General features: G+C 59.0%; 19 protein-coding genes. 4 read left to right on the top strand and 15 right to left on the bottom strand.

Annotated elements, in window-relative coordinates; translation table 11 throughout:
* Positions 1-83 precede the first annotated feature (83 nt).
* On the top strand, positions 84-2477 hold the full coding sequence (locus tag F8N85_RS24930) for a penicillin acylase family protein (RefSeq protein WP_150806171.1): 2394 nt from the start codon (positions 84-86) through the stop codon (positions 2475-2477).
* A 126-nt stretch (positions 2478-2603) separates the two neighbouring features.
* Here F8N85_RS24930 and F8N85_RS24925 read toward each other — a convergent pair whose 3' ends face one another.
* Positions 2604-3569: a GlxA family transcriptional regulator gene (locus tag F8N85_RS24925; protein ID WP_150806170.1), complete on the bottom strand. Its 966-nt coding sequence runs from the start codon at positions 3567-3569 to the stop codon at positions 2604-2606.
* 308 nt (positions 3570-3877) lie between these two features.
* Here F8N85_RS24925 and F8N85_RS24920 point away from each other — a divergent pair, with 308 nt between their 5' ends.
* A complete protein-coding gene (locus tag F8N85_RS24920) occupies positions 3878-4519 on the top strand; it encodes an HD domain-containing protein (protein ID WP_150806169.1) in 642 nt (213 codons plus the stop codon).
* Between the two features lie 232 nt (positions 4520-4751).
* Here F8N85_RS24920 and F8N85_RS24910 read toward each other — a convergent pair whose 3' ends face one another.
* The 8 genes from F8N85_RS24910 to F8N85_RS24875 all read right to left on the bottom strand — a co-directional run bounded on the left by F8N85_RS24910 (position 4752) and on the right by F8N85_RS24875 (position 13942).
* Positions 4752-5642: an ABC transporter permease subunit gene (locus tag F8N85_RS24910; RefSeq protein ID WP_150806168.1), complete on the bottom strand. Its 891-nt coding sequence runs from the start codon at positions 5640-5642 to the stop codon at positions 4752-4754.
* Positions 5639-6559: an ABC transporter permease subunit gene (locus tag F8N85_RS24905; protein WP_150806167.1), complete on the bottom strand. Its 921-nt coding sequence runs from the start codon at positions 6557-6559 to the stop codon at positions 5639-5641. The genes F8N85_RS24910 and F8N85_RS24905 overlap by 4 nt, the downstream gene beginning before the upstream one ends.
* On the bottom strand, positions 6556-7698 hold the full coding sequence (locus F8N85_RS24900; RefSeq protein WP_150806166.1) for an ABC transporter ATP-binding protein: 1143 nt from the start codon (positions 7696-7698) through the stop codon (positions 6556-6558). Before F8N85_RS24900 ends, F8N85_RS24905 begins: the two co-directional genes overlap by 4 nt.
* 71 nt (positions 7699-7769) lie before the next feature.
* Entirely contained in the window at positions 7770-8864 is a 1095-nt protein-coding gene (locus tag F8N85_RS24895; RefSeq protein ID WP_150806165.1) for a polyamine ABC transporter substrate-binding protein, read from the bottom strand.
* A 186-nt stretch (positions 8865-9050) separates the two neighbouring features.
* Positions 9051-10163 carry a polyamine ABC transporter substrate-binding protein gene (locus F8N85_RS24890; protein ID WP_150806164.1) on the bottom strand — a complete coding sequence of 371 codons (1113 nt, stop codon included), beginning with the start codon at positions 10161-10163 and terminating at the stop codon, positions 9051-9053.
* 169 nt (positions 10164-10332) lie between these two features.
* Complete coding sequence (locus tag F8N85_RS24885) at positions 10333-11697, bottom strand: aspartate aminotransferase family protein (RefSeq protein ID WP_150806163.1); 1365 nt, start codon at positions 11695-11697, stop codon at positions 10333-10335.
* 58 nt (positions 11698-11755) lie between these two features.
* Positions 11756-13114, bottom strand: coding sequence for a glutamine synthetase family protein (locus F8N85_RS24880; protein WP_150806162.1), 1359 nt, complete (start codon positions 13112-13114; stop codon positions 11756-11758).
* A 36-nt stretch (positions 13115-13150) separates the two neighbouring features.
* Complete coding sequence (locus F8N85_RS24875; protein ID WP_150806161.1) at positions 13151-13942, bottom strand: gamma-glutamyl-gamma-aminobutyrate hydrolase family protein; 792 nt, start codon at positions 13940-13942, stop codon at positions 13151-13153.
* A 278-nt stretch (positions 13943-14220) separates the two neighbouring features.
* Here F8N85_RS24875 and F8N85_RS24870 point away from each other — a divergent pair, with 278 nt between their 5' ends.
* Positions 14221-15597 (top strand): glutamine synthetase family protein, encoded by a 1377-nt coding sequence (locus F8N85_RS24870; protein WP_150806160.1) that lies wholly within the window; start codon positions 14221-14223, stop codon positions 15595-15597.
* A 209-nt stretch (positions 15598-15806) separates the two neighbouring features.
* Here the strand turns inward: F8N85_RS24870 and F8N85_RS24865 are convergent, their stop codons facing one another.
* Positions 15807-16154: a DUF6124 family protein gene (locus F8N85_RS24865; RefSeq protein ID WP_150806159.1), complete on the bottom strand. Its 348-nt coding sequence runs from the start codon at positions 16152-16154 to the stop codon at positions 15807-15809.
* A 496-nt stretch (positions 16155-16650) separates the two neighbouring features.
* On the opposite strand from F8N85_RS24865, the gene F8N85_RS24860 reads away from it, so the two are divergent.
* The gene (locus F8N85_RS24860; RefSeq protein ID WP_150806158.1) at positions 16651-17289 is read left to right on the top strand and encodes a TetR/AcrR family transcriptional regulator; all 639 of its coding nucleotides are present in this window, start codon (positions 16651-16653) and stop codon (positions 17287-17289) included.
* Between the two features lie 205 nt (positions 17290-17494).
* Here the strand turns inward: F8N85_RS24860 and F8N85_RS24855 are convergent, their stop codons facing one another.
* The 5 genes from F8N85_RS24855 to ssuE all read right to left on the bottom strand — a co-directional run bounded on the left by F8N85_RS24855 (position 17495) and on the right by ssuE (position 21090).
* A complete protein-coding gene (locus F8N85_RS24855; protein ID WP_150806157.1) occupies positions 17495-17710 on the bottom strand; it encodes a TOBE domain-containing protein in 216 nt (71 codons plus the stop codon).
* A gap of 42 nt (positions 17711-17752) precedes the next feature.
* Complete coding sequence (ssuB, locus tag F8N85_RS24850) at positions 17753-18562, bottom strand: aliphatic sulfonates ABC transporter ATP-binding protein (protein WP_150806156.1); 810 nt, start codon at positions 18560-18562, stop codon at positions 17753-17755.
* Complete coding sequence (gene ssuC, locus F8N85_RS24845) at positions 18559-19347, bottom strand: aliphatic sulfonate ABC transporter permease SsuC (RefSeq protein ID WP_150806155.1); 789 nt, start codon at positions 19345-19347, stop codon at positions 18559-18561. The genes ssuB and ssuC overlap by 4 nt, the downstream gene beginning before the upstream one ends.
* A gap of 94 nt (positions 19348-19441) precedes the next feature.
* Complete coding sequence (locus tag F8N85_RS24840) at positions 19442-20407, bottom strand: sulfonate ABC transporter substrate-binding protein (protein ID WP_150806154.1); 966 nt, start codon at positions 20405-20407, stop codon at positions 19442-19444.
* 89 nt (positions 20408-20496) lie between these two features.
* Positions 20497-21090 carry an NADPH-dependent FMN reductase gene (gene ssuE, locus F8N85_RS24835; RefSeq protein ID WP_150806153.1) on the bottom strand — a complete coding sequence of 198 codons (594 nt, stop codon included), beginning with the start codon at positions 21088-21090 and terminating at the stop codon, positions 20497-20499.
* Positions 21091-21222 lie beyond the last annotated feature (132 nt).

The following is a 21222-nucleotide window of genomic DNA, read 5'->3' as shown; positions in this document are numbered from 1 at the left end:
CAACGCTGCGCGGCACACAACGCCTGTGCTAAATATTCGCGGCCCTGAGTGGTGGCAACCAAGAATCAGAACAAGGAGTTTCAATGAAACGCAGCCTGACCGTACTGGCCCTCCTGGTCGTCGCACTCGCCACCGGTGGCGGCTGGTACGTGTATAGCAAGCAGCCAACGCGCCAGGGGCAGGTGGAGCTGCAAGGCCTGCAGGGTCCGGTCACAGTGCATTATGACGAACGCGGCGTGCCGCATATCCGCGCCGGCAACGAAGTCGATATGTACCGTGCCCTCGGTTATGTACAGGCTCAAGACCGGCTGTTCCAGATGGATATCATGCGCCGGCTGGCCCGTGGCGAGCTGGCCGAAGTGCTCGGGCCGAAATTGCTCGATACCGATAAACTGATGCGTAACCTGCGCATCCGCGAGCGCGCCGAGACTTACCTGGCCGGGCTGGACCAGCAATCTGCCACCTGGAAGGCCCTGCAAGCCTATCTGGATGGCATCAACCAGTTTCAGGCGACTCACGCCAGGCCCATGGAGTTCGAGGTGCTGGGCATCCCCAAGCGCGCTTTCACCGCCCAGGACACCATCAGCATTGCCGGCTACATGGCCTACAGCTTTGCCGCGGCGTTTCGCACCGAACCCTTGCTGACCTATGTCCGCGACCAGCTGGGCAATGGCTACCTCGGCGTCTTTGACATCGACTGGCAACCCAAAGGCGTACTGGCCTCGACACCCGCCCTGACCGCCAGCGACTGGCAAGACCTGAACGCTATTGCCCGGCTGAGCGAACAGGCAATGGCCGACCACGGCTTGCCGCAGTTCGAAGGCAGCAATGCCTGGGTGATTTCCGGTAACCGGACCAAAAGCGGCAAGCCGTTGCTGGCCGGTGATCCGCACATCCGCTTCTCCGTGCCCTCGGTGTGGTACGAAGCTCATCTGTCCGCGCCCGATTTCGAGCTGTACGGTTACTACCAGGCACTGATGCCCTTCGCCTCCTTGGGTCACAACCGTGACTTCGGCTGGAGCATGACCATGTTCCAGAACGATGACCTCGATTTGATCGCCGAAAAGGTCAATCCGGATAACCCTGATCAGGTCTGGTATCGCGACAAATGGGTCGAACTGACCAGTAGCGAACAGCAGATCGCCGTGAAAGGCCAGGCACCGTTCAAGCTGGTCCTGCGCCAATCGCCCCACGGTCCGATCATCAATGACCTGCTCGGCGCCAGCGCCGGCAAGACGCCGATAGCCATGTGGTGGGGTTTCCTCGAAACCCGGAATCCGATTCTCGAAGGCTTCTACCAGCTCAACCGCGCCGACACGCTGGCCAAGGCCCGCGGCGCCGCAGCCAAGGTGCAGGCACCCGGCTTGAATCTGCTGTGGGCCAACGCCAAGGGTGACATCGGTTGGTGGGCGGCGGCGCAACTGCCCAAGCGTCCAGCCGGGGTCAAGCCGGGCTTTATCCTCGACGGCAGTACCCATCAGGCGGACAAGGACGGCTTTTACCCCTTCAGCGCCAACCCCCAGGAAGAGAACCCGGCGCGCGGCTACATCGTCTCGGCCAACTTCCAGCCGCTGTCGCCGACCCTGGAAATCCCCGGCTATTACAACCTGGCGGATCGCGGTCAGCAGTTGAACAAACAACTGAGCGAGGCGAGCGTCAAATGGGACCTGGAGAGCAGCCAGAAATTGCAACTGGGTACCACCACCGCCTACGGCCCACGCCTGCTGGCGCCGCTATTGCCGGTGCTGCGAGAGGTGGTGAAAGATTCTGAGGAGCTCAAACTGGTGGCGCAACTGGCGCAGTGGAAAGGCGACTATCCGCTGGACTCCACCAGTGCCACGCTGTTCAACCAGCTGCTGTTCAACTTGACCGATGCCGCGTTCCACGACGAATTGGGCGACGGTTTCTTCGGGACCCTGCTCTCCACTCGGATAATCGATGCCGCGTTGCCGCGCCTGGCGGCCTCTGCCGATTCGCCGTGGTGGGACAACCGCAACACCCTCGGCAAGGAAAACCGCGCCGACATCGTCATGGTTGCATGGCAGGCCAGCATGGCCCACCTCAAGGCCACCCTCGGCGATAACCCGAGCCAATGGTTGTGGGGCAAGGCGCACACCCTGACCCATGGCCATCCATTGGGGCTGCAAAAGCCACTGGACCGAGTCTTCAACGTCGGCCTGTTCGAAGCCCCGGGCAGCCACGAAGTGCCGAACAACCTCTCGGCCAGGATCGGTCCGGCGCCGTGGCCAGTGACCTACGGCCCCTCGACCCGGCGCATCATCGACTTCGCCGACCCGGCCCACAGCCTGACCATCAACCCGGTCGGGCAAAGCGGCGTGCTGTTCGACAAGCACTATGACGATCAGGCCGAGGCGTACATCGAGGGGATTTACCAGCAGGCGCATTTCAGCGACGAGGAAGTGGCGGCCAACACCCGCAGCACCTTGAAACTGTTGCCGGCGAAGGTGGCTCAGTAAGGAAACATCAAAAGATCGTAGGCTCCGCCAGCTCCTACGCTGCCCGAGTACAGCCGAAAATTATCGGGTGTACACAAATCCTGTAGGAGCTGCCGTAGGCTGCGATCTTTGGCGGTCTGTCAGGCATCAAACCATCGCCGAAAAATTCATCCGGAACTGCTGCGGCGTCACCCCAAGCCTGCGATTGAACACGCTGCGCATGTGCTGGGCATCGCGGAACCCGCATTGATAGGCCACGGTCTTGAGCGGTGCACTGCCGCTTTCCAGCATCACCCTGGCAGCATCCACCCTCGCCTGCTCGACGAATTCGGCCGGGGTGATTTTGGCTTCCCGGGCAAACACACGGGAGAAATTGCGCGCGCTCATGTTGGCGGCCTGGGCCAGGTCAGCAATGGTCAGGTCGCCCGTCAGATTGGCCAACACGTAGTGCTGGACCATCGCCACTGGGGAGGTCGCTTCGGCATAGGGCGTGAGGAACGGACTGAACTGCGATTGCCCGCCCGAGCGCTGGGTGAACACCACCAGTCTTTTGGCCACGCTCAGTGCGACTTCCGGCCCGTGATCCCTGGCCAGCAGGTACAAGGACAGGTCGATCCCCGCCGTCACCCCTGCCGAGGTGTAGAGTTCGCCATCCTGCACATAAAGCCGATCGGCCTCGACCTGAGTCGACGGGCACAGCGCCGCCAGCGCAGCCGCGTCGCCCCAATGAGTCGTGACCGTCCGCCCTTCGAGCAGTCCTGCGCGGGCCAGCATGAATGCACCGTTGCAGATCGAACCAAAGCGCTTTGAACGAGCACTGGCTTCGCACAACCAGGTATCAAAGCGGGCGCCGAAATCCTGATACGGCAGCTGCGGCCCTCCGGCGACCAACAACAAGTCATAGGCCTCCTGTGCTTCGCTGAAGTGCCGATGAGCCTGCAGCGCCAGTCCGTTCGAGCAGGGTATTACGCCGCGCTCCACGCCGATCACCTCCAGCCGGTAGTGATCATCCACCGCAAGAAAGCGATTGGCTTCGGAAAACACATCCATGGGCCCCGTGACATCCAGAGACTGAACCCCGGAAAAAACCACAATGGCAACGGTTCTGCTCATGGGATGGATTGCCTTCAGTGGTTTTGAGAGGGATAGCAAGGTCAAGACCTTCAGTGCGAGAGATATCGCCAAGATCGCAGCCTTCGGCAGCTCCTACAGGGGAATGCGGTCGGCGTAGGAGCTGCCGCAGGCTGCGATCTTTTTAGGCTGCACGCCAACCCTAGCGAAACCCCGCCCAACAAGCGAGTTGGCGCGATATGCACGCTGATTGGCCGGGATCGCAGCCTCGTGTCGATTGTTCACCCGGGGGCGCGCGGACAGACTGGATTCATCAGCGCCACCACGGCGTTCCCCACGAGGCAACCATCATGAGCAGTACCATCGCCGGCATCACGATCCCCGACAGCACCCTGGCCAGGGCGACCACTGAGTACATACGCGACATTGAATCCGACCTGCTGTATCACCACTCGCGCCGGGTGTTTCTGTTTGGCGCCTTGAGCGGTGAACGCCAGCAACTGGCTTTCGATCCGGAGCTGCTGTACGTCGGCGCGATGTTCCATGACCTGGGGCTGGTGGAGGGTCATCGCAGCGATGATGAACGTTTCGAAGTCGACGGCGCGAATGCGGCCAAGGCGTTTCTGAAACCTTACGGGCTGAGTGATGACGATATCGAGCAGGTCTGGCTGTCCATCGCCCTGCACACGACGCCGGGGGTGCCCAAACACCTGCGTCCGACCGTGGCGCTGGTGACTGCGGGCGTGGAGATGGATGTGCTGGGGATGGATTACGCGGCGTTTTCCAGCGCCCAGCGTGAAGCGGTGGTGCATGCGCACCCACGAGGAGAAGGGTTCAAGGAGTGCATCATCTGCGCCTTTGCCAATGGCTTGCGCCATCGCCCGCAGACCACCTTCGGCAATGTGAAGACCGATGTGTTGATGGATCAGGAGCCGGGGTTCAAGCCGATGAACTTTGTCGACGTTATCCGCACGTCCCCTTGGGTGGGTTGAGCTAAACAATACTGGAGTTGACCACGCCCCTGTGGCGAGGGGGCTTGCCCCCGTTGGGCTGCGCAGCAGCCCCAAAACCTGTAACCGCATCATTTCAGACATACCGCATTCGCAGGGTTTGGGAGTGCTGCGCACTCCAGCGAGGGCAAGCCCCCTCGCCACAAACGTTCGCGAGCGCATAAAAAAACCTCGCTCTCCGTCCAGAGAGCGAGGTTTTTTGGTACCGCAGTCGTTAAACCGAAGCCGGCGCCGGGGCGCGGCGTATGTCCGGTTGTTTCCAGGAATCGGCAGCGCTTTCGTCGATAGCCAGCTGGATCGCGCGTTTGCGATGTTCTTCGGCTCGCCGGCTGAAGTACCAGACCAGGAAGGTCATCAGCGACACCGCCAGCAGAATCAGGCTGGCCACGGCGTTGATCTCCGGTTTCACCCCCAGGCGCACGGCGGAGAACACTTCCATCGGCAAGGTCGTCGAACCCGGCCCCGAGACAAAGCTCGCCAGCACCAGGTCATCCAGCGACAGGGCGAAGGACATCATCCCACCCGCCCCCAGCGAAGGCGCGATCATCGGGATGGTGATCAGGAAGAACACCTTCCACGGCCGCGCACCGAGGTCCATGGCCGCTTCTTCGATGGACAGGTCCAGTTCACGCAAGCGCGCCGAGACCACCACCGCCACATAGGCCGCACAGAACGTGGTGTGGGCGATCCAGATGGTGATGATGCCGCGCTCCTGCGGCCAGCCGATCATCTGCGCCATGGCCACGAACAGCAGTAACAGCGACAGACCGGTGATCACTTCGGGCATCACCAGCGGCGCGGTGACCAGGCCACCGAACAGCGTGCGGCCCTTGAAGTGGGTGATGCGGGTCAGCACGAACGCCGCCAGTGTACCCAGTATCACCGCGGCGATCGCCGTGTAGCAGGCGATCTCCAGGGAGCGCACCACCGAGCCCATCAGTTGCGTGTTGTCCAGCAGACCGACGTACCACTTGATCGACCAACCGCCCCACACCGTCACCAGCTTCGAAGCGTTGAATGAGTAGATCACCAGGATCAGCATCGGCAGATAGATGAACAGCAGGCCGAGTACCAGCATCAGGCTTGAAAAACTGAAGCGCTTCATTCTTTGCCCTCCATTTCTTTAGCCTGACTGCGGTTGAACAGGATGATCGGCACAATCAGGATCGCCAGCATCACCACGGCCAAGGCGGACGCCACCGGCCAGTCACGGTTGTTGAAGAATTCCTGCCAGAGCACTTTACCGATCATCAGGGTTTCCGGACCGCCGAGCAGTTCCGGGATCACGAACTCACCCACTACCGGAATGAACACCAGCATGCAGCCGGCGATGATGCCGTTCTTGGACAGCGGGATGGTGATTTTCCAGAAACTGTTGAAGGTGCTCGAACCCAGGTCGGAAGCGGCTTCCAGCAGACTGTTGTCGTGCTTCACCAGGTTGGCGTAGAGCGGCAGGATCATGAACGGCAGGTAGGAATACACCACGCCGATATAGACCGCCAGGTTGGTGTTGAGGATCTGCAGCGGTTCGTCGATCCAGCCCATGGTCATCAGGAAGCCGTTGAGCAGGCCGTTGTTGCTGAGGATGCCCATCCACGCATACACGCGAATCAGGATCGCGGTCCAGGTCGGCATCATGATCAGCAGTATCAGTACGGTCTGCATCTCCTTACGCGCGGTGGCAATGGCATAGGCCATTGGATAACCGATCAGCAGGCAAAGGACAGTGCTGACCAGTGCCATCTTCAGCGAGCCGAGGTAAGCGGCGATGTACAACTCGTCCTCGCTCAGCATCACGTAGTTGCCAAGGTTGAGCAGCACCTGCAGCTTCTGCTCGACGAAGCTGTAGATCTCGGTGTACGGCGGAATGGCTACGTCGGCTTCAGCGAAGCTGATCTTCAATACGATGAAGAACGGCAGCATGAAGAACAGGAACAGCCAGAGGAACGGCACCCCGATGACCAGCTGACGGCCACCGGGTGTTATTCGTTGCAATGCACGTTTGAGTTTTCGGATTTTCATGAGCGTAATACCACGCCGCTGTCATCTTCCCAATACACGTAGACCTGATCGCCCCAGGTCGGCCGTGTGCCGCGGCGCTCGGCATTGGCCACGAAGGACTGCACCAGTTTGCCGCTCGGCAATTCGACGTAGAACACCGAGTGCCCACCCAGGTAGGCGATGTCATGCACCTTGCCGCTCGACCAGTTGTTTTCGCAGGTCGGCATTTCGGAGGTGACTAGCAGTTTTTCCGGACGAATCGCGTAGGTGATGGACTTGTCCTGCACCGAGGTGCTGACGCCGTGCCCCACGTAGATGTTGCGATCCAGGTCTTTGCAGGTAATGACCGCATGGCCCTCGGCGTCGTCCACCACTTCACCTTCGAAGATGTTGACGTTACCGATGAATTCGCAGACCAGACGACTGGTCGGGGTTTCGTAGATGTCGATCGGGCTGCCGATCTGGGCGATCCAGCCCAGGTGCATGATCGCGATGCGCTCGGCCATGGTCATGGCCTCTTCCTGGTCGTGGGTCACCATCACGCAGGTTACGCCGACCCGCTCGATGATCTCGACCAGCTCAAGCTGCATTTGCGAGCGCAGCTTCTTGTCCAGAGCACCCATCGGCTCGTCGAGCAGCAACAGCTTCGGCCGCTTGGCCAGGGAGCGTGCCAGCGCCACCCGCTGACGCTGACCGCCGGACAATTGGTGCGGCTTGCGCTTGGCGTACTGGCTCATCTGTACCAGCTTGAGCATCTCGGCTACACGAGCATCGACTTCAGACGAGGGAATCTTGTCCTGCTTGAGACCGAAGGCAATGTTCTGCGCCACGGTCATGTGCGGGAACAAGGCGTAGGACTGGAACATCATGTTGATCGGCCGCTCGTAGGGCGGCATGTCGGTGATGTCTACGCCATCGAGGAAAATGCGCCCCTCCGTAGGCCGTTCAAAGCCTGCGAGCATCCGCAGCAAGGTGGATTTGCCCGATCCCGAGCCGCCGAGCAAAGCGAAAATCTCCCCTTTCTTGATTTCCAGGGACACATCGTCCACGGCAATCGTCTCGTCGAACTTCTTCGTGACCCGGTCGATTTTAACCAGCACCTGTTTAGGTGTCTGGTCGCCCTCGAGGGCTTTCTTATAGGCGCCGGAGGCAACTGCCATTTACGAAACTCCCAACAGAATTTTCAGTTCGCCCACTGCAGGCGAACCTTGGATAGTTTGAGCCTTTGAAGCTATTTACCCGACTTGACCTTGGTCCAGCTGCGGGTCATTACACGCATCACCTTCGGCGGTAACTCGGTAGACACGTAGGTCTTATCGAGGACAGATTGCGGTGGATAAACCGTTTCGTCATTGCGTATCGACTGTTCCATCAGCTTGTCCGACCCGGGGTTGGGATTGGCGTAGCCGACATAATCACTGACCTGAGCGATCACCTCGGGTTTCAGCAAATAGTTGATAAAGGCGTGGGCTTCCTTGACGTTGCTGGCGTCCTTGGGAATCGCCAGCAGGTCGAACCACAGATTGCCGCCTTCCTTGGGAATCACGTAGGCAATGTCTACGCCCTTGCCAGCCTCGGCTGCACGCGCCTTGGCCTGGAAGATATCCCCCGAGAAACCGGCGGCGACGCAAATGTCGCCATTGGCCAGGTCCGAGATGTATTTGGATGAATGGAAGTAGGTCACGTAAGGCCGCACCGCCATCAGCTTGGCTTCAGCCTTTTTGTAGTCTTCCGGGTTCTCGCTGTTAGGGTTCAGCCCCATGTAGTTCAGCACTGCTGGCAGCATTTCATCGGCGGAGTCGAGGAACGAGACGCCGCAGCTGGAAAGCTTCTTGATGTTCTCGGGCTCGAAGAGCATGGCCCAGGAATCGATCTTGTCGACACCCAGTACCGCCTTGACCTTCTCGACGTTGTAGCCGATGCCGTTGGTGCCCCACAGGTAAGGCACCGCGTACTGGTTGCCCGGATCGTTCTTCTCCAGGCGCTTGAGCAACGCCGGGTCGAGGTTCGAATAGTTCGGCAACTTTGACTTGTCGAGTTTCTGGAACGCCCCGGCCTTGATCTGCTTGCCAAGGAAGTGGTTGGACGGCACGACCACGTCATAACCGGTACGTCCGGCCAGCAACTTGCCTTCCAGGGTTTCGTTGGAATCGAACACGTCATACACCGGCTTGATGCCGGTGGCTTTTTCGAAGTCGACCAGGGTGGTCTCACCGATGTAATCCGACCAGTTATAAATATGCACGGTGGGTGCCGCGTGAACACCGACTGCCAGAGTCAGGCCGGCACCGATCAGCATAGCGTTGCGAAACAAAGAAATAGGCAAGTTGAGGTCCTCTGAATAGTGGGGCCGCAGTTGTGCCCGCGTTACAGGACAGCCATGGCTGCCTGGCAACAAAACCGGCGCGCAACTTACCCTCGATAAACCGTTCCAGCAAAACTTTCTGGCATTTAATTATTCCTGTAGCCGCCGCACGAGGGTCGGCGGCTACAGGCATTGCTTCAAACCGATTTATTTACCCGATTTGATCTTGGTCCAACTGCGGGTCAGGATCCGCTGGGTAGCGGCCGGCAGATCAGCGATGGCATACAGCTTGGCCATGACTTCTGCTGGCGGATAGATACCCGGGTCGCTGGTGATGTCTTTTTCAACCAATGCCGTGGCAGCCGCGTTACCGTTCGGGAAACGCACGGCGTTGGTGATTTCAGCCATGATTTCCGGCTTCATCAGGAAGGTCATGAACTTGTAGGCGCCCTCGACGTTTTCCGCATCCTTGGGGATAGCGACCATGTCGAAGAAGCTGCCGGCACCTTCTTTCGGAATGTTGTAGCTGACTTTGACCTTGTCACCGGCTTCAGCCGCGCGGGACTTCGCCTGGTAGATATCACCCGAGTAACCGATGGCCACACAAATGTTGCCGTTGGCCAGGTCCGAGATGTACTTGGATGAGTGGAAATAGCCAATCGATGGACGGACTTTCATGAACAGCGCTTCAGCTTCGGCCAGCTGTTTCTTGTCCTGGCTGTCGGTCGGGTAACCGAGGTAGTGCAGCGCGACCGGAATCATCTCGGTCGGCGAATCGAGGACGCTGATACCGCAGGATTTCAACTTCGCGGCGTTCTCGGGCTTGAAGATCAAGTCCCAGGAGTTGGTCGGTGCATCGGCACCCAGTGCGGCTTTGACTTTCTCGGCATTGAAGCCGATACCGATCGAGCCCCACATGTAAGGGAAAGCGTGTTCGTTGCCCGGATCGCTCACCGATACCGCTTTGAGCAAGTCCTGGTTGAGGTTTTTCCAGTTAGGCAGCTTGGACTTGTCCAGCTTCTGGTAAACCCCGGCTTTAATCTGTTTGGCCAGGAAGTTGTTCGACGGTACGACGATGTCGTAACCGGACTTGCCTGCCAGTAACTTGGCTTCGAGGGTCTCGTTACTGTCGAAAACGTCGTAGACCACCTTGATCCCAGACTCGGCCTCGAACTTTTTGACGGTGTCCGGCGCGATGTAATCGGACCAGTTGTATACGCGCAGTACCTTGTCATCCGCCTGGGCGGCCCCAGCCATCACCCCCAGCAGCGACAAGGCGAGGAGAGTCTTGCCTGCGATCTTTAAACCTAATGCCTTCATGCGTCATGCTCCAATTATTCTTTTTAACCACGTGCTCAGCGGCCGATTCCCGGGCAACTAGAACAATGGGTAGTCTGGCAAGATCCAAGGCAGGCTTTCAAGGAAAGACCCATCCTTTGTTTGCTCCGAGCGAAAGTGCAATCTCACACCCCCGCTCAGAGCCTAGCACTTAGCCTTGCAATGCACTCAAGGTCAGGTCCAGACACTTGCGAGCCTTGGTCACCAGCTCGTCGATCTCGGCATGACTGATCACCAGTGGCGGAGCAATGATCATGGTGTCGCCCACGGCGCGCATGATCAGGCCGTTGTCGAAGCAGAATTGCCGGCAGATCATGCCGACGCCCTTCCCGACATACCGCGCACGGGTGGCCTTGTCCTGAACCAACTCGATGGCACCCAACAGACCGACTCCACGAACTTCACCCACCAACGGGTGATCGTTCAGTTCCCGTAGACGCTTTTGCAAATAAGGTGCCGTTTCTGCACGGACGCGCTCGACAATTTTCTCTTCGCGCAGGATACGGATGTTTTCCAGTGCGACCGCAGCGGCTACCGGGTGTCCGGAGTAGGTGAAACCGTGGTTGAAATCGCCCCCTTCATTGAGCACCTCGACCACTTCGTCACGCACGATCAGGCCGCCCATAGGGATGTAACCGGAGGTCAGGCCCTTGGCGATGGTCATCATGTCCGGCTTGAGGTCGTAGAAATCGGTACCGAACCACTCACCGGTACGGCCGAAACCACAAATCACCTCATCGGCGACAAACAGAATGTCGTACTTGGCGAGGATTTCCTTGATGCGCGGCCAGTAGCTTTCTGGCGGAACGATCACGCCGCCTGCACCCTGGATCGGCTCGGCAATAAAGGCCCCGACATTGTCGACGCCGATTTCGAGAATCTTTTTCTCCAGTTGGTCGGCCGCCCAGATACCGAATTCTTCCGGGCTCATGTCGCCGCCTTCACCGAACCAGTACGGCTGCGGGATGTGCACGATGCCCGGGATCGGCAAGTCGCCCTGTTCGTGCATGTAGGTCATGCCGCCCAGGCTCGCGCCGGCTACGGTCGAACCGTGGTAGCCGTTGATGCGGCTGATGATGACTTTCTTGTTCGGCTGGCCCTTGATCGCCCAATAGTGACGAACCATACGCAGCATGGTGTCGTTGCCTTCGGAGCCTGAGCCGGTGAAGAACACGTGGTTCATGCCTTCTGGCGCAATGTCGGCGATGGCCTTGGCCAGTTCCAGCACCGGCGGGTGAGCGGTCTGGAAGAACAGGTTGTAATAAGGCAGTTCGCGCATTTGTTTGCTGGCGGCATCGGCCAGCTCATCGCGACCGTAGCCGATCGCTACGCACCAGAGGCCGGCCATGCCGTCGAGGATCTTGTTGCCTTCGCTGTCCCAGAGGTACACGCCTTTGGCGTTGGTGATGATCCGCGGGCCTTTCTCTTTCAGCTGCTTGAAGTCGCTGAACGGGGCCAGGTGGTGATCATTGCTCAGGGTTTGCCATTCACGGGTTTGCGGGTTGTTGCTGGTCATGCGAATTCTCCTAAGATTCCAGTAGAGGGCGCCGCCAGGAACAGCGGCGCCCGGCGCATCAGACGGCGAACAGCAGGAATTCCCGCTCCCACGAACTGATCACGCGCTTGAAGTTTTCATGCTCGGCCCGCTTGACCGCGACGTAGCCAGTAATGAATTTCTTGCCCAGGTACTTCTCGATGGTGGTGCTGCGTTCCATGCGTTCCAGTGCATCTTCAATGGTCAACGGCAAACGCAGATTGCGCCGTTCGTAACCACGCCCGACCACCGGTGCGCTCGCTTCAATCGCCTCGACCATGCCGATGTAACCGCAGAGCAGGCTCGCGGCGATGGCCAGATACGGGTTGGCATCGGCACCCGGCAGGCGGTTTTCCACCCGACGGTTCTGCGGACCGGCGTCCGGCACGCGCAGGCCGACGGTACGGTTCTCTTCGCCCCACTCCACGTTCACCGGTGCCGAGGTGTCCGGCAGGAAGCGGCGGAACGAGTTGACGTTCGGGGCGAACAGCGGCAACAACTCGGGAATGAATTTCTGCAAACCGCCGATGTGGTGCAAGAACAGTTGGCTCATGCTCCCGTCTTCATTGGAGAAGACGTTCTTGCCGGTCTCGATGTCGATGATGCTTTGGTGCAAGTGCATGGCACTGCCCGGCTCACCGGTCATCGGCTTGGCCATGAACGTCGCCGCAACGTCATGCTTGAGCGCCGCTTCGCGCATGGTCCGCTTGAACACCAGAATCTGATCGGCCAGCGACAGGGCGTCACCATGACGGAAGTTGATTTCCATCTGCGCGGTGCCGTCTTCGTGGATCAGCGTGTCGAGATCCAGTTCCTGCAGTTCGCACCAGTCGTAGACGTCTTCGAACAACGGGTCGAATTCGTTGGCCGCTTCTATAGAGAAGGACTGCCGACCGGTTTCCGGGCGACCGGAGCGGCCAATTGGCGGCTGCAACGGGAAGTCCGGGTCTTCGCAACGCTTGGTCAGGTAGAACTCCATTTCTGGCGCCACGATCGGCTGCCAGCCTCTGTCGGCATAGAGTTTCAGCACCTTCTTGAGCACGTTGCGCGGCGACAGCTCGATCGGGTTGCCCTGCTTGTCGTAGGTATCGTGAATCACCTGGGCCGTAGGCTCGATGGCCCAGGGCACGAGAAACACCGCGTTCTGATCGGGACGGCAGATCATGTCGATGTCTGCCGGATCGAGGAGTTCGTAATAGATGTCGTCTTCGACATAGTCGCCCGTCACTGTTTGCAACAGCACACTCTCGGGCAGGCGCATGCCTTTCTCGGCGATGAACTTGTTGGTCGGCGAGATCTTGCCGCGGGTAATCCCGGTGAGGTCGCCAATCATGCATTCGACTTCTGTGATCTTATGGTCTTTCAACCAATCGGTGAGCTGGTCGAGGTTGTTACTCATAAATGCCTCTGGGCTGAGTTTCCTGACTCTTATAAGTCAGGCGTTGTTTGACGCATCGGCGTCGCGTTGTAATGCGTGCTTGCGGCAGGCATCGCCAAATGCCTGGAAGATCGCAAGGTAGTCGGGGTTTGAGCTTACCTGCCATTCGGGATGCCATTGCACTCCCAAAGCAAAACCCCTGCCGCTGTTGACTGGCTCTGCACCTACAGAGATGGCCTCGATCAACCCGTCAGGAGCCAAAGCCTCGACACGAAGGCCCGGCGCCAGACGCTCAACGCCCTGACCATGAATCGAATTGACTTGAATCTCACTCGCCAGGCCCAGACCTGCGAGTACACCACCCGGTTGAATATGTACCGGGTGACGTGGCGCATACTGCCCTTCCAGCGGTAGGCTATCGTCTTCACGGTGATCCATGAATGGACCGGCCTCGTGAACTTTCTGATGCAGGCTGCCGCCGAACGCCACATTCATTTCCTGGAAGCCGCGGCAAATACCGAGCACGGGAATACCGGCTTCGACAGCGGCGCGGATCAACGGGAGAGTGGTGGCATCGCGTGCAGAATCATGAGCAGTGCCCGGCGCGCTGGCTGGGCCGCTATAGTGAAACGGTTCTATATTGGAAGGAGAGCCGGTAAAGAGAATGCCATCCAGACCGTCCAGAATATCGGACGGATCCAGCAGATCAGCCAGGGATGGAAGAATCACCGGCAGGCCCTTGGCAGCTGAGGCCACGGCGCGGACGTACTTATCGCCACTGATGTGATAAGCATGCAAACCGATCTGCCTGGAGCAGGCGGTGACGCCGATTAACGGCAGGCGAGACATGAAGCACCCCGGTATTATTGCTGTTATGGGTTTGAATCGAGCTTAGCCTTGTTCATTTTTTTACACAACACCCCCGTAAAAAATACAACACGGCCCGCTCAAGCCTGCGGACACCAAAGACCAGGAATGCATAAAACTGCCTTAAATTGCCCCAAAAATGCTCTTGTGGCGCTTTTTCAGGGCAAAAAAGGCCTCGCTTGACTTCGGCATGCCGTTCGGGTTGACTGGAATCTCAAGAGTCCAATGATTGATATTTTTAACAACAAAGGTGTTGCATCATGTCGGTACCCCCGCGTGCCGTTCAGCTTAACGAAGCGAACGCGTTCCTTAAGGAACATCCTGAGGTTCTGTACGTTGACCTTCTGATTGCGGATATGAATGGTGTGGTGCGCGGCAAGCGCATTGAACGCACCAGTCTCCACAAGGTTTACGAGAAAGGCATCAACCTGCCGGCCTCTCTATTTGCTCTGGATATCAATGGTTCGACGGTGGAAAGCACCGGCCTGGGCCTGGACATCGGTGATGCTGACCGAATCTGCTATCCAATCCCTGACACCCTGTGCAATGAACCCTGGCAGAAGCGCCCGACCGCGCAACTGTTAATGACCATGCACGAAATCGAAGGTGAACCTTTCTTCGCCGATCCGCGCGAAGTCCTGCGCCAAGTTGTTACCAAGTTTGACGAGATGGGCCTGACCATCTGCGCCGCATTCGAACTGGAGTTCTACCTGATCGACCAGGAGAACGTGAATGGCCGGCCACAACCTCCGCGCTCGCCGATCTCCGGCAAACGCCCGCATTCGACCCAGGTCTACCTGATCGACGACCTCGACGAATACGTCGACTGCCTCCAGGACATTCTGGAAGGTGCGAAAGAGCAAGGCATCCCGGCCGACGCGATCGTCAAGGAAAGTGCCCCGGCGCAGTTCGAAGTGAACCTGCACCACGTTGCCGACCCGATCAAAGCGTGCGATTACGCGGTACTGCTCAAGCGTCTGATCAAAAACATCGCCTACGACCATGAGATGGACACCACCTTCATGGCCAAGCCTTACCCGGGCCAGGCAGGCAACGGACTACACGTCCACATCTCGATCCTTGATAAAGACGGCAAAAACATTTTTGCCAGTGAGGATCCCGAGCAGAACGCCGCACTGCGTCACGCGATCGGCGGTGTGCTCGAGACCCTACCGGCGCAGATGGCTTTCCTCTGCCCGAACGTCAACTCCTACCGTCGTTTCGGCGCACAGTTCTACGTGCCAAATGCGCCGTGCTGGGGGCTGGACAACCGGACTGTTGCGGTGCGCGTACCGACCGGCTCGGCCGATGCGGTCCGTCTGGAGCACCGCGTTGCCGGCGCCGACGCCAACCCGTATCTGTTGATGGCTTCGGTTCTGGCAGGCGTGCACCACGGTCTGACCAACAAGATCGAACCTGGCGCGCCCGTGGAAGGCAACTCCTACGAGCAGAACGAGCAGAGCCTGCCGAACAACCTGCGTGACGCCCTGCGCGAGCTGGACGACAGCGAAGTCATGGCCAAGTACATCGACCCGAAATACATCGATATCTTCGTCGCCTGTAAGGAAAGCGAGCTGGAGGAGTTCGAACACTCCATCTCCGACCTCGAGTACAACTGGTACCTGCATACCGTTTAAGCGATTGCAGTAAAAACAACGCCGCCGGCCTCACAGCTTGCGGCGTTTTTTTATGGGCTTCATTCAGTTAAACCGAGTTGGATTCATCGCGAGCAAGCTCGCTCCCACAGGGGATTTGTGTCGATCACAAGATTGCGGACTGCCACAAAACCCGTGGGAGCGAGCTTGCTCGCGATGAACGATAACGCGGTCCACTGATACTTCTGCGGCTATCGCGGATCGAGATCATCCAGCGCCCGGTTCGCCAACAACTCCCCCAGTGCGATCATCTGCTGAATACCCAGCGCAAGGTGCCGTTGCGAACCTTCCAGCTCGAACGCCAGATCACTGGCCATGGCATTGGCAGAGGCCAGGGTTTCGCTGAGATTGGCCAGCAAGCGTTCGGTGTCGATCACGGTGAAGATATTGGCGGATTGCGGATCGAGCTTTGGTTTGTCGGACGATGGCAGGTGGTAATCGAGAGCGCGCTCGGCGGCCTTGTGAAGTTTGCCGGGATCGAGGGAGTCGTAGGGGGAAGTGCTCTCGGTTTCAGGGGGATCTGGGGTGACTTTGATCATGGTGAAGCTCCAAACGTATGAGTAGGAACTACCAACATCACTTGCAGATGATGGGTGGCAGCTGTGCGCGGGTCTGCAAGACCGGGACGTTTGGCACCCGGCAGACCCGAAGGTCTCCCACGCACAGCCACCATAAAACGATGAACACTAAAAAAGCGCCATGCTCATGGAGGCGCTTGTGCGCCAAACGTACTTTCGGCGGGCTTGCAGTCCCGATCGCTGATTTTGCAGCGATCCATAAAGGTTATCCGGGCACCTACCCCAACGCAACCCCGAAAACTCGTCAGAAAATTTCCCGCGTCCCTTGCGCCAGCGCTGCGGGTGGCTGTTCGGGCCTCATCGCGAGCAAGCTCGCTCCCACACTGATCTCCTGCCTACACAAATCTTGTGAACGACAAAGGCCAAATGTGGGAGCGAGCTTGCTCGCGATGAGGCCCGAACAGACAACATCTAAGCCGCCTCGCGTACAATGCCCGCTGCCCCGCAGGAGACTTCAATGACGCGCACCGCCACCATCCGCAAACCCCGCGCACGCAGCCAGGCCCGGATCGACTCGATACTCGATGCCGCCCGCACGCTGCTGGCGGCCGAGGGCGTGGCCAGTCTGTCGATCTACAGCGTCGCCGAACGCGCGGAGATCCCGCCCTCCTCCGTCTACCACTTCTTTGCCAGCGTCCCGGCCCTGCTCGAAGCCCTGACCGCCGATGTCCACGCGGCCTTTCGCGCGTGCCTGCAAGTCCCCATCGAAGCGGCCTCGCTCAGCGGCTGGCGCGACCTGTCGCGGCTGGTGGAACAACGCATGCTGAGCATCTACAGCGAAGACGCCGCCGCCCGCCAATTGATCCTGGCGCAGCACGGCCTGACCGAAGTCACCCAGGCCGACCGCCAGCACGACATCGAATTGGGCGACTTGATGCACAAACTGTTCGATCAGCACTTCCAGCTACCAGTGCTGCCCAATGATGTCGATGTCTTCGCCCTGGCTATGGAGCTGGGCGATCGCGTCTACGCCCGTTCGGTGCAACAGCACGGGCAAATCACCCCGCGCATGGCCGAGGAAGGCATGCGGGTGTTCGATGCCTATCTGGGGCTGTATCTGCCACCGTATTTGCCCAAGCGCGCTATTCCAGCCTGACTTCTGTGCTGGCTTCACTGGCCTCATCGCGAGCAAGCTCGCTCCCACAGTGGATTTCTGTCGTATACAGAATCTGTGTTCACTGAAGATCAAATAATGTGGGAGCGAGCTTGCTCGCGATGGCCGCACTGTCGATTCACGGACAAACACCCGCAAAAAAACCCCGAAGGGCTCAAGCCGTTCGGGGTCGTCTGTAGCGCACGGCTTACAACTTGGCGATCGATACCTCGGTGGATTTCACAAAGGCAATCACCTCGCTGCCGACCACCAGTTCCAACTCCTTGACCGAGCGCGTGGTAATCACCGAAGTGACGACGCCGGAAGCCGTCTGCACATCGATTTCCGACAGAACATCACCGACTACGATTTCCTTGATGGTGCCTTTGAACTGGTTGCGAACGTTGATGGCTTTAATAGTCATAAGCGGTATTCCTGTTTGGCTAAGAGATTTTCTGCAGCGCAGTTATTGGGCCCAACGCAGTTGCGTGGGCAAGGGTGAAACGGGTTCCGGCTCGGGTGGCGAACCGGGCAGCGACAACACACGGTTAAGCACTTCGGTTTCCAGCGTCGCCAGCCGATGGGAACCGCGAACCCGAGGGCGCGGCAGCTCCACCTGCAGGTCGAGGCCGACTTCACCCTCCTCGATCAGAATCACCCGATCGGCGATCGCCACGGCTTCACTGACGTCATGGGTCACCAGCAGCACGGTGAATCCGTGTTTCTGCCAAAGGCGTTCAATCAGTTGCTGCATCTCGATTCGGGTCAGGGCATCCAGGGCGCCCAGCGGCTCATCGAGCAACAACAACCGAGGTTGATGAATCAACGCACGGGCCAGCGCCACACGCTGCTTCTGCCCGCCGGACAAGGCTGCCGGCCATTCATTGGCGCGATCCGCCAGGCCGACTGCTTCCAGTGCCTCCAGGGCTTTTGGCCGCCAGTTGCCCTTGAGCCCGAGGCCCACGTTGTCGATGACTTTTTTCCAGGGCAGCAAACGCGCTTCCTGGAACATCAGGCGGGTGTCTTCGATCGACTCACTCAGCGCTGCCGAACCGGCGAGCAGCTCACCGCCGGTAGGCTTGTCGAGACCGGCGAGCAAGCGCAGCAGCGTGCTTTTGCCGCAACCACTGCGGCCGACTACGGCGACGAACTGACCGGCCGGAATATGCAGATCGATCTCGCGCAGCACCTGCCGCGAGCCAAAGGTCTTTTGCAGCTTGCGCACCGCCAGCGGAATCCCGCGCAGCAGACGAGGCGGTTGTTGTTGAGCCGTCATGCAACACCTCCCTTGGCAACCTGGTAAGCCGGGTGCCAGCGCAACCAGACTCGTTCCAGACCGCGGGCTGCGAGGTCGGCCAACTTGCCGAGCACCGCGTACAAAAGGATTGCCAGCACCACCACGTCAGTTTGCAAGAATTCCCGGGCATTCATCGCCAGGTAGCCGATGCCGGAGCTGGCGGAGATGGTTTCGGCGACGATCAAGGTCAGCCACATAAAGCCCAGCGCGAAACGCACACCCACCAGAATCGAAGGCAACGCTCCCGGCAGAATGACCTGGCGAAACAGACCAAAACCGGACAAACCATAACTGCGGGCCATTTCCACCAGCGCCGGGTCGACGTTGCGGATGCCGTGATAGGTGTTGAGGTAAATCGGGAACAAGGTGCCCAGGGCCACCAGAAAAATCTTCGCCGACTCATCGATGCCGAACCACAGAATCACCAGCGGAATCAGCGCCAGGTGCGGCACGTTGCGGATCATCTGCACCGAACTGTCGAGCAGGCGTTCGCCCCATTTCGACAGGCCGGTGATGAAGCCCAGGGCCAGACCGATACTGCCGCCGATCAAGAAGCCGGTTGCCGCGCGCCAGCCGCTGATTGCCAGGTGGGTCCAGATTTCACCGCTGCGAACCAGGCTGACACCGGCCTCGATTACCGCGCTCGGCGCCGGCAGAATCCGCGTCGACAGCCAGCCCGCCGACACCGACAACTGCCACACCGCCAGCAACAATACCGGCAAAGCCCAAGGCGCGAGGCTCTGGATAATTTTATTGCTCTTCATGGCCGAGCCTCAGTTCCGGGACGCAATGTCGGGAAGGATGGGCAGGAACCGGAAAATATTCAGGCTCATGGAGTTGTCTCCTTGGGGATTCGAATTACGGCGCTTTGGCAACGGTCGCAGTGGGCGTCCAGATCACGTCTTTGATGCTCAGCGGTTTCGGGATCAGCTTGAGCTGGTAAAAGCTGTCGGCGATTTTCTGTTGCGCGGCGACCACTTCTGGAGTGAGGAACAACGCACCATAGCCTTGGCGTTTCACCGCAGTCAGGGTGATGTCCGCAGGCAGGCCGAGCAGTGGCGACACCAGTTCGGTGACGTCTTCAGGATTGGCCTTGGACCATTCGCCGACAGCCCGCACTTCTTCCACCAGTGTCTTGATCACTTGCGGGTGCTTTTCGGCGTAAGGCCTGGTGGCCAGGTAGAACTGATGGTTGTCGACGATACCGCTGCCGTCACGCAGGGTGCGTGCTTGCAGTTGCTGTTCGGCGGCCGCCTGGTACGGGTCCCAGATTACCCAGGCATCGACACTGCCGCGTTCGAATGCGGCGCGGGCATCGGCCGGCGGCAGGAATACTGTCTGGATATCGGTGTACTTGAGGCCGGCGTCTTCGAGGGCACGTACCAACAGGTAGTGAACGTTGGAGCCTTTGTTGAGGACGACCTTCTTGCCCTTGAGGTCCTGCACCGATTTGATCGGCGAGTCTTTCGGCACGAGGATCGCTTCGCTGGTCGGCGCTGGCGGCTCATAAGCCACATAGAGCAGATCGGCACCGGCCGCCTGAGCAAACACTGGCGGCGTTTCGCCGGTCACGCCAAAGTCGATGGAACCGACGTTCAGCCCTTCGAGCAGCTGCGGGCCGCCGGGGAATTCAGTCCATTGCACCTGGATGCCCTGCTCTGCCAGACGTTTTTCCAGCGTGCCCTTGGCTTTGAGCAGCACCAGGGTGCCGTACTTCTGATAACCGATGCGCAGACTTTCGGCCTGAGCTTGAGTAACAACGCCGAAGGACACAGCCGCAGCAAACAGAGCGACCAGACCACGACGCAAAATGACAGTGCGCATAGCGCTCTCCTTTTGCTGTTGGGTTTTTGGCTGCACCTGCTTGGCCGTTAGCGGCTGAGTAAGGTGAGTACTTCCAGATTCGGTAAGGCTTAAATGCTCCAGCGAGCACTCAACAAACGTTCGTTCAACAGATTCGGATCAATCGGTCCTGGCCGTCGCGCCATGGCGCTGTAAAACTGCTCCAGCGCCTCGTTCAAGCGTCGTTCGAGGATCGGCACCAACTGTGCCTGGGCACTGCCTTCGCCGTAGGCGATCTGACTGTCTTCGGCAAAAATCCCATGGAGCATTTCCTGAGCCTTGAGCGCCGAAAGCACCGGCTTGAGCGCGTAATCCACCGCCAACATGTGGGCGATGCTGCCGCCAGTGGCCATGGGCAGCACCACCTTGTGGCTCAGCGCGCGTTCCGGCAGCAGATCGAGTACGGTCTTCAGTGCGCCGGAGAACGACGCCTTGTAGACCGGAGTGGCGATCAGCAGACCATCGGCATTTTCAATCTGTTGCAGCAGGTCGATCACCTTCGGGCTGTCGAAGCGCGCGTGGAGCAAGTCTTCGGCCGGGAAGTCCCGTACCTGATAACTCACCACCTCTACGCCCTGCTGCTGCAACCAACGTTTGGAGAACTCGAGCAGCACCCCGGAACGGGAGCGCTGGCTGGGACTTCCACCGAGTGAGACGACCAGCATGCAGATAATTCCTTGGAGGATGGCGATTCGCTGTCTGCGATCTCGCTGGGATGAACAGACCATAACAGCTGATTTATATATCTATAAATCTTATTTATTCATTTGTTTATTCTTTAAATGCATAAGAAGGAA

It is taken from the genome of Pseudomonas fluorescens, assembly GCF_902497875.1.
Taxonomy (GTDB): Bacteria; Pseudomonadota; Gammaproteobacteria; order Pseudomonadales; family Pseudomonadaceae; genus Aquipseudomonas; species Aquipseudomonas fluorescens_BR.
This window is presented reverse-complemented; position numbering and strand designations above follow the sequence as displayed.

What these genes read in the sequence shown, in the direction of transcription:
- F8N85_RS24910 (WP_150806168.1), bottom strand. Translation starts at nt 5,642, where the DNA reads ATGAAGCGCTTCAGTTTTTCAAGCCTGATGCTGGTACTCGGCCTGCTG.
- F8N85_RS24890 (WP_150806164.1), bottom strand. Translation starts at nt 10,163, where the DNA reads ATGAAGGCATTAGGTTTAAAGATCGCAGGCAAGACTCTCCTCGCCTTG.
- F8N85_RS24930 (WP_150806171.1), top strand. Translation starts at nt 84, where the DNA reads ATGAAACGCAGCCTGACCGTACTGGCCCTCCTGGTCGTCGCACTCGCC.
- F8N85_RS24875 (WP_150806161.1), bottom strand. Translation starts at nt 13,942, where the DNA reads ATGTCTCGCCTGCCGTTAATCGGCGTCACCGCCTGCTCCAGGCAGATC.
- F8N85_RS24865 (WP_150806159.1), bottom strand. Translation starts at nt 16,154, where the DNA reads ATGATCAAAGTCACCCCAGATCCCCCTGAAACCGAGAGCACTTCCCCC.
- F8N85_RS24840 (WP_150806154.1), bottom strand. Translation starts at nt 20,407, where the DNA reads ATGCGCACTGTCATTTTGCGTCGTGGTCTGGTCGCTCTGTTTGCTGCG.
- F8N85_RS24880 (WP_150806162.1), bottom strand. Translation starts at nt 13,114, where the DNA reads ATGAGTAACAACCTCGACCAGCTCACCGATTGGTTGAAAGACCATAAG.
- ssuE (WP_150806153.1), bottom strand. Translation starts at nt 21,090, where the DNA reads ATGCTGGTCGTCTCACTCGGTGGAAGTCCCAGCCAGCGCTCCCGTTCC.
- F8N85_RS24920 (WP_150806169.1), top strand. Translation starts at nt 3,878, where the DNA reads ATGAGCAGTACCATCGCCGGCATCACGATCCCCGACAGCACCCTGGCC.
- F8N85_RS24885 (WP_150806163.1), bottom strand. Translation starts at nt 11,697, where the DNA reads ATGACCAGCAACAACCCGCAAACCCGTGAATGGCAAACCCTGAGCAAT.
- F8N85_RS24870 (WP_150806160.1), top strand. Translation starts at nt 14,221, where the DNA reads ATGTCGGTACCCCCGCGTGCCGTTCAGCTTAACGAAGCGAACGCGTTC.
- F8N85_RS24855 (WP_150806157.1), bottom strand. Translation starts at nt 17,710, where the DNA reads ATGACTATTAAAGCCATCAACGTTCGCAACCAGTTCAAAGGCACCATC.
- F8N85_RS24925 (WP_150806170.1), bottom strand. Translation starts at nt 3,569, where the DNA reads ATGAGCAGAACCGTTGCCATTGTGGTTTTTTCCGGGGTTCAGTCTCTG.
- F8N85_RS24900 (WP_150806166.1), bottom strand. Translation starts at nt 7,698, where the DNA reads ATGGCAGTTGCCTCCGGCGCCTATAAGAAAGCCCTCGAGGGCGACCAG.
- ssuB (WP_150806156.1), bottom strand. Translation starts at nt 18,562, where the DNA reads ATGACGGCTCAACAACAACCGCCTCGTCTGCTGCGCGGGATTCCGCTG.
- F8N85_RS24860 (WP_150806158.1), top strand. Translation starts at nt 16,651, where the DNA reads ATGACGCGCACCGCCACCATCCGCAAACCCCGCGCACGCAGCCAGGCC.
- ssuC (WP_150806155.1), bottom strand. Translation starts at nt 19,347, where the DNA reads ATGAAGAGCAATAAAATTATCCAGAGCCTCGCGCCTTGGGCTTTGCCG.
- F8N85_RS24905 (WP_150806167.1), bottom strand. Translation starts at nt 6,559, where the DNA reads ATGAAAATCCGAAAACTCAAACGTGCATTGCAACGAATAACACCCGGT.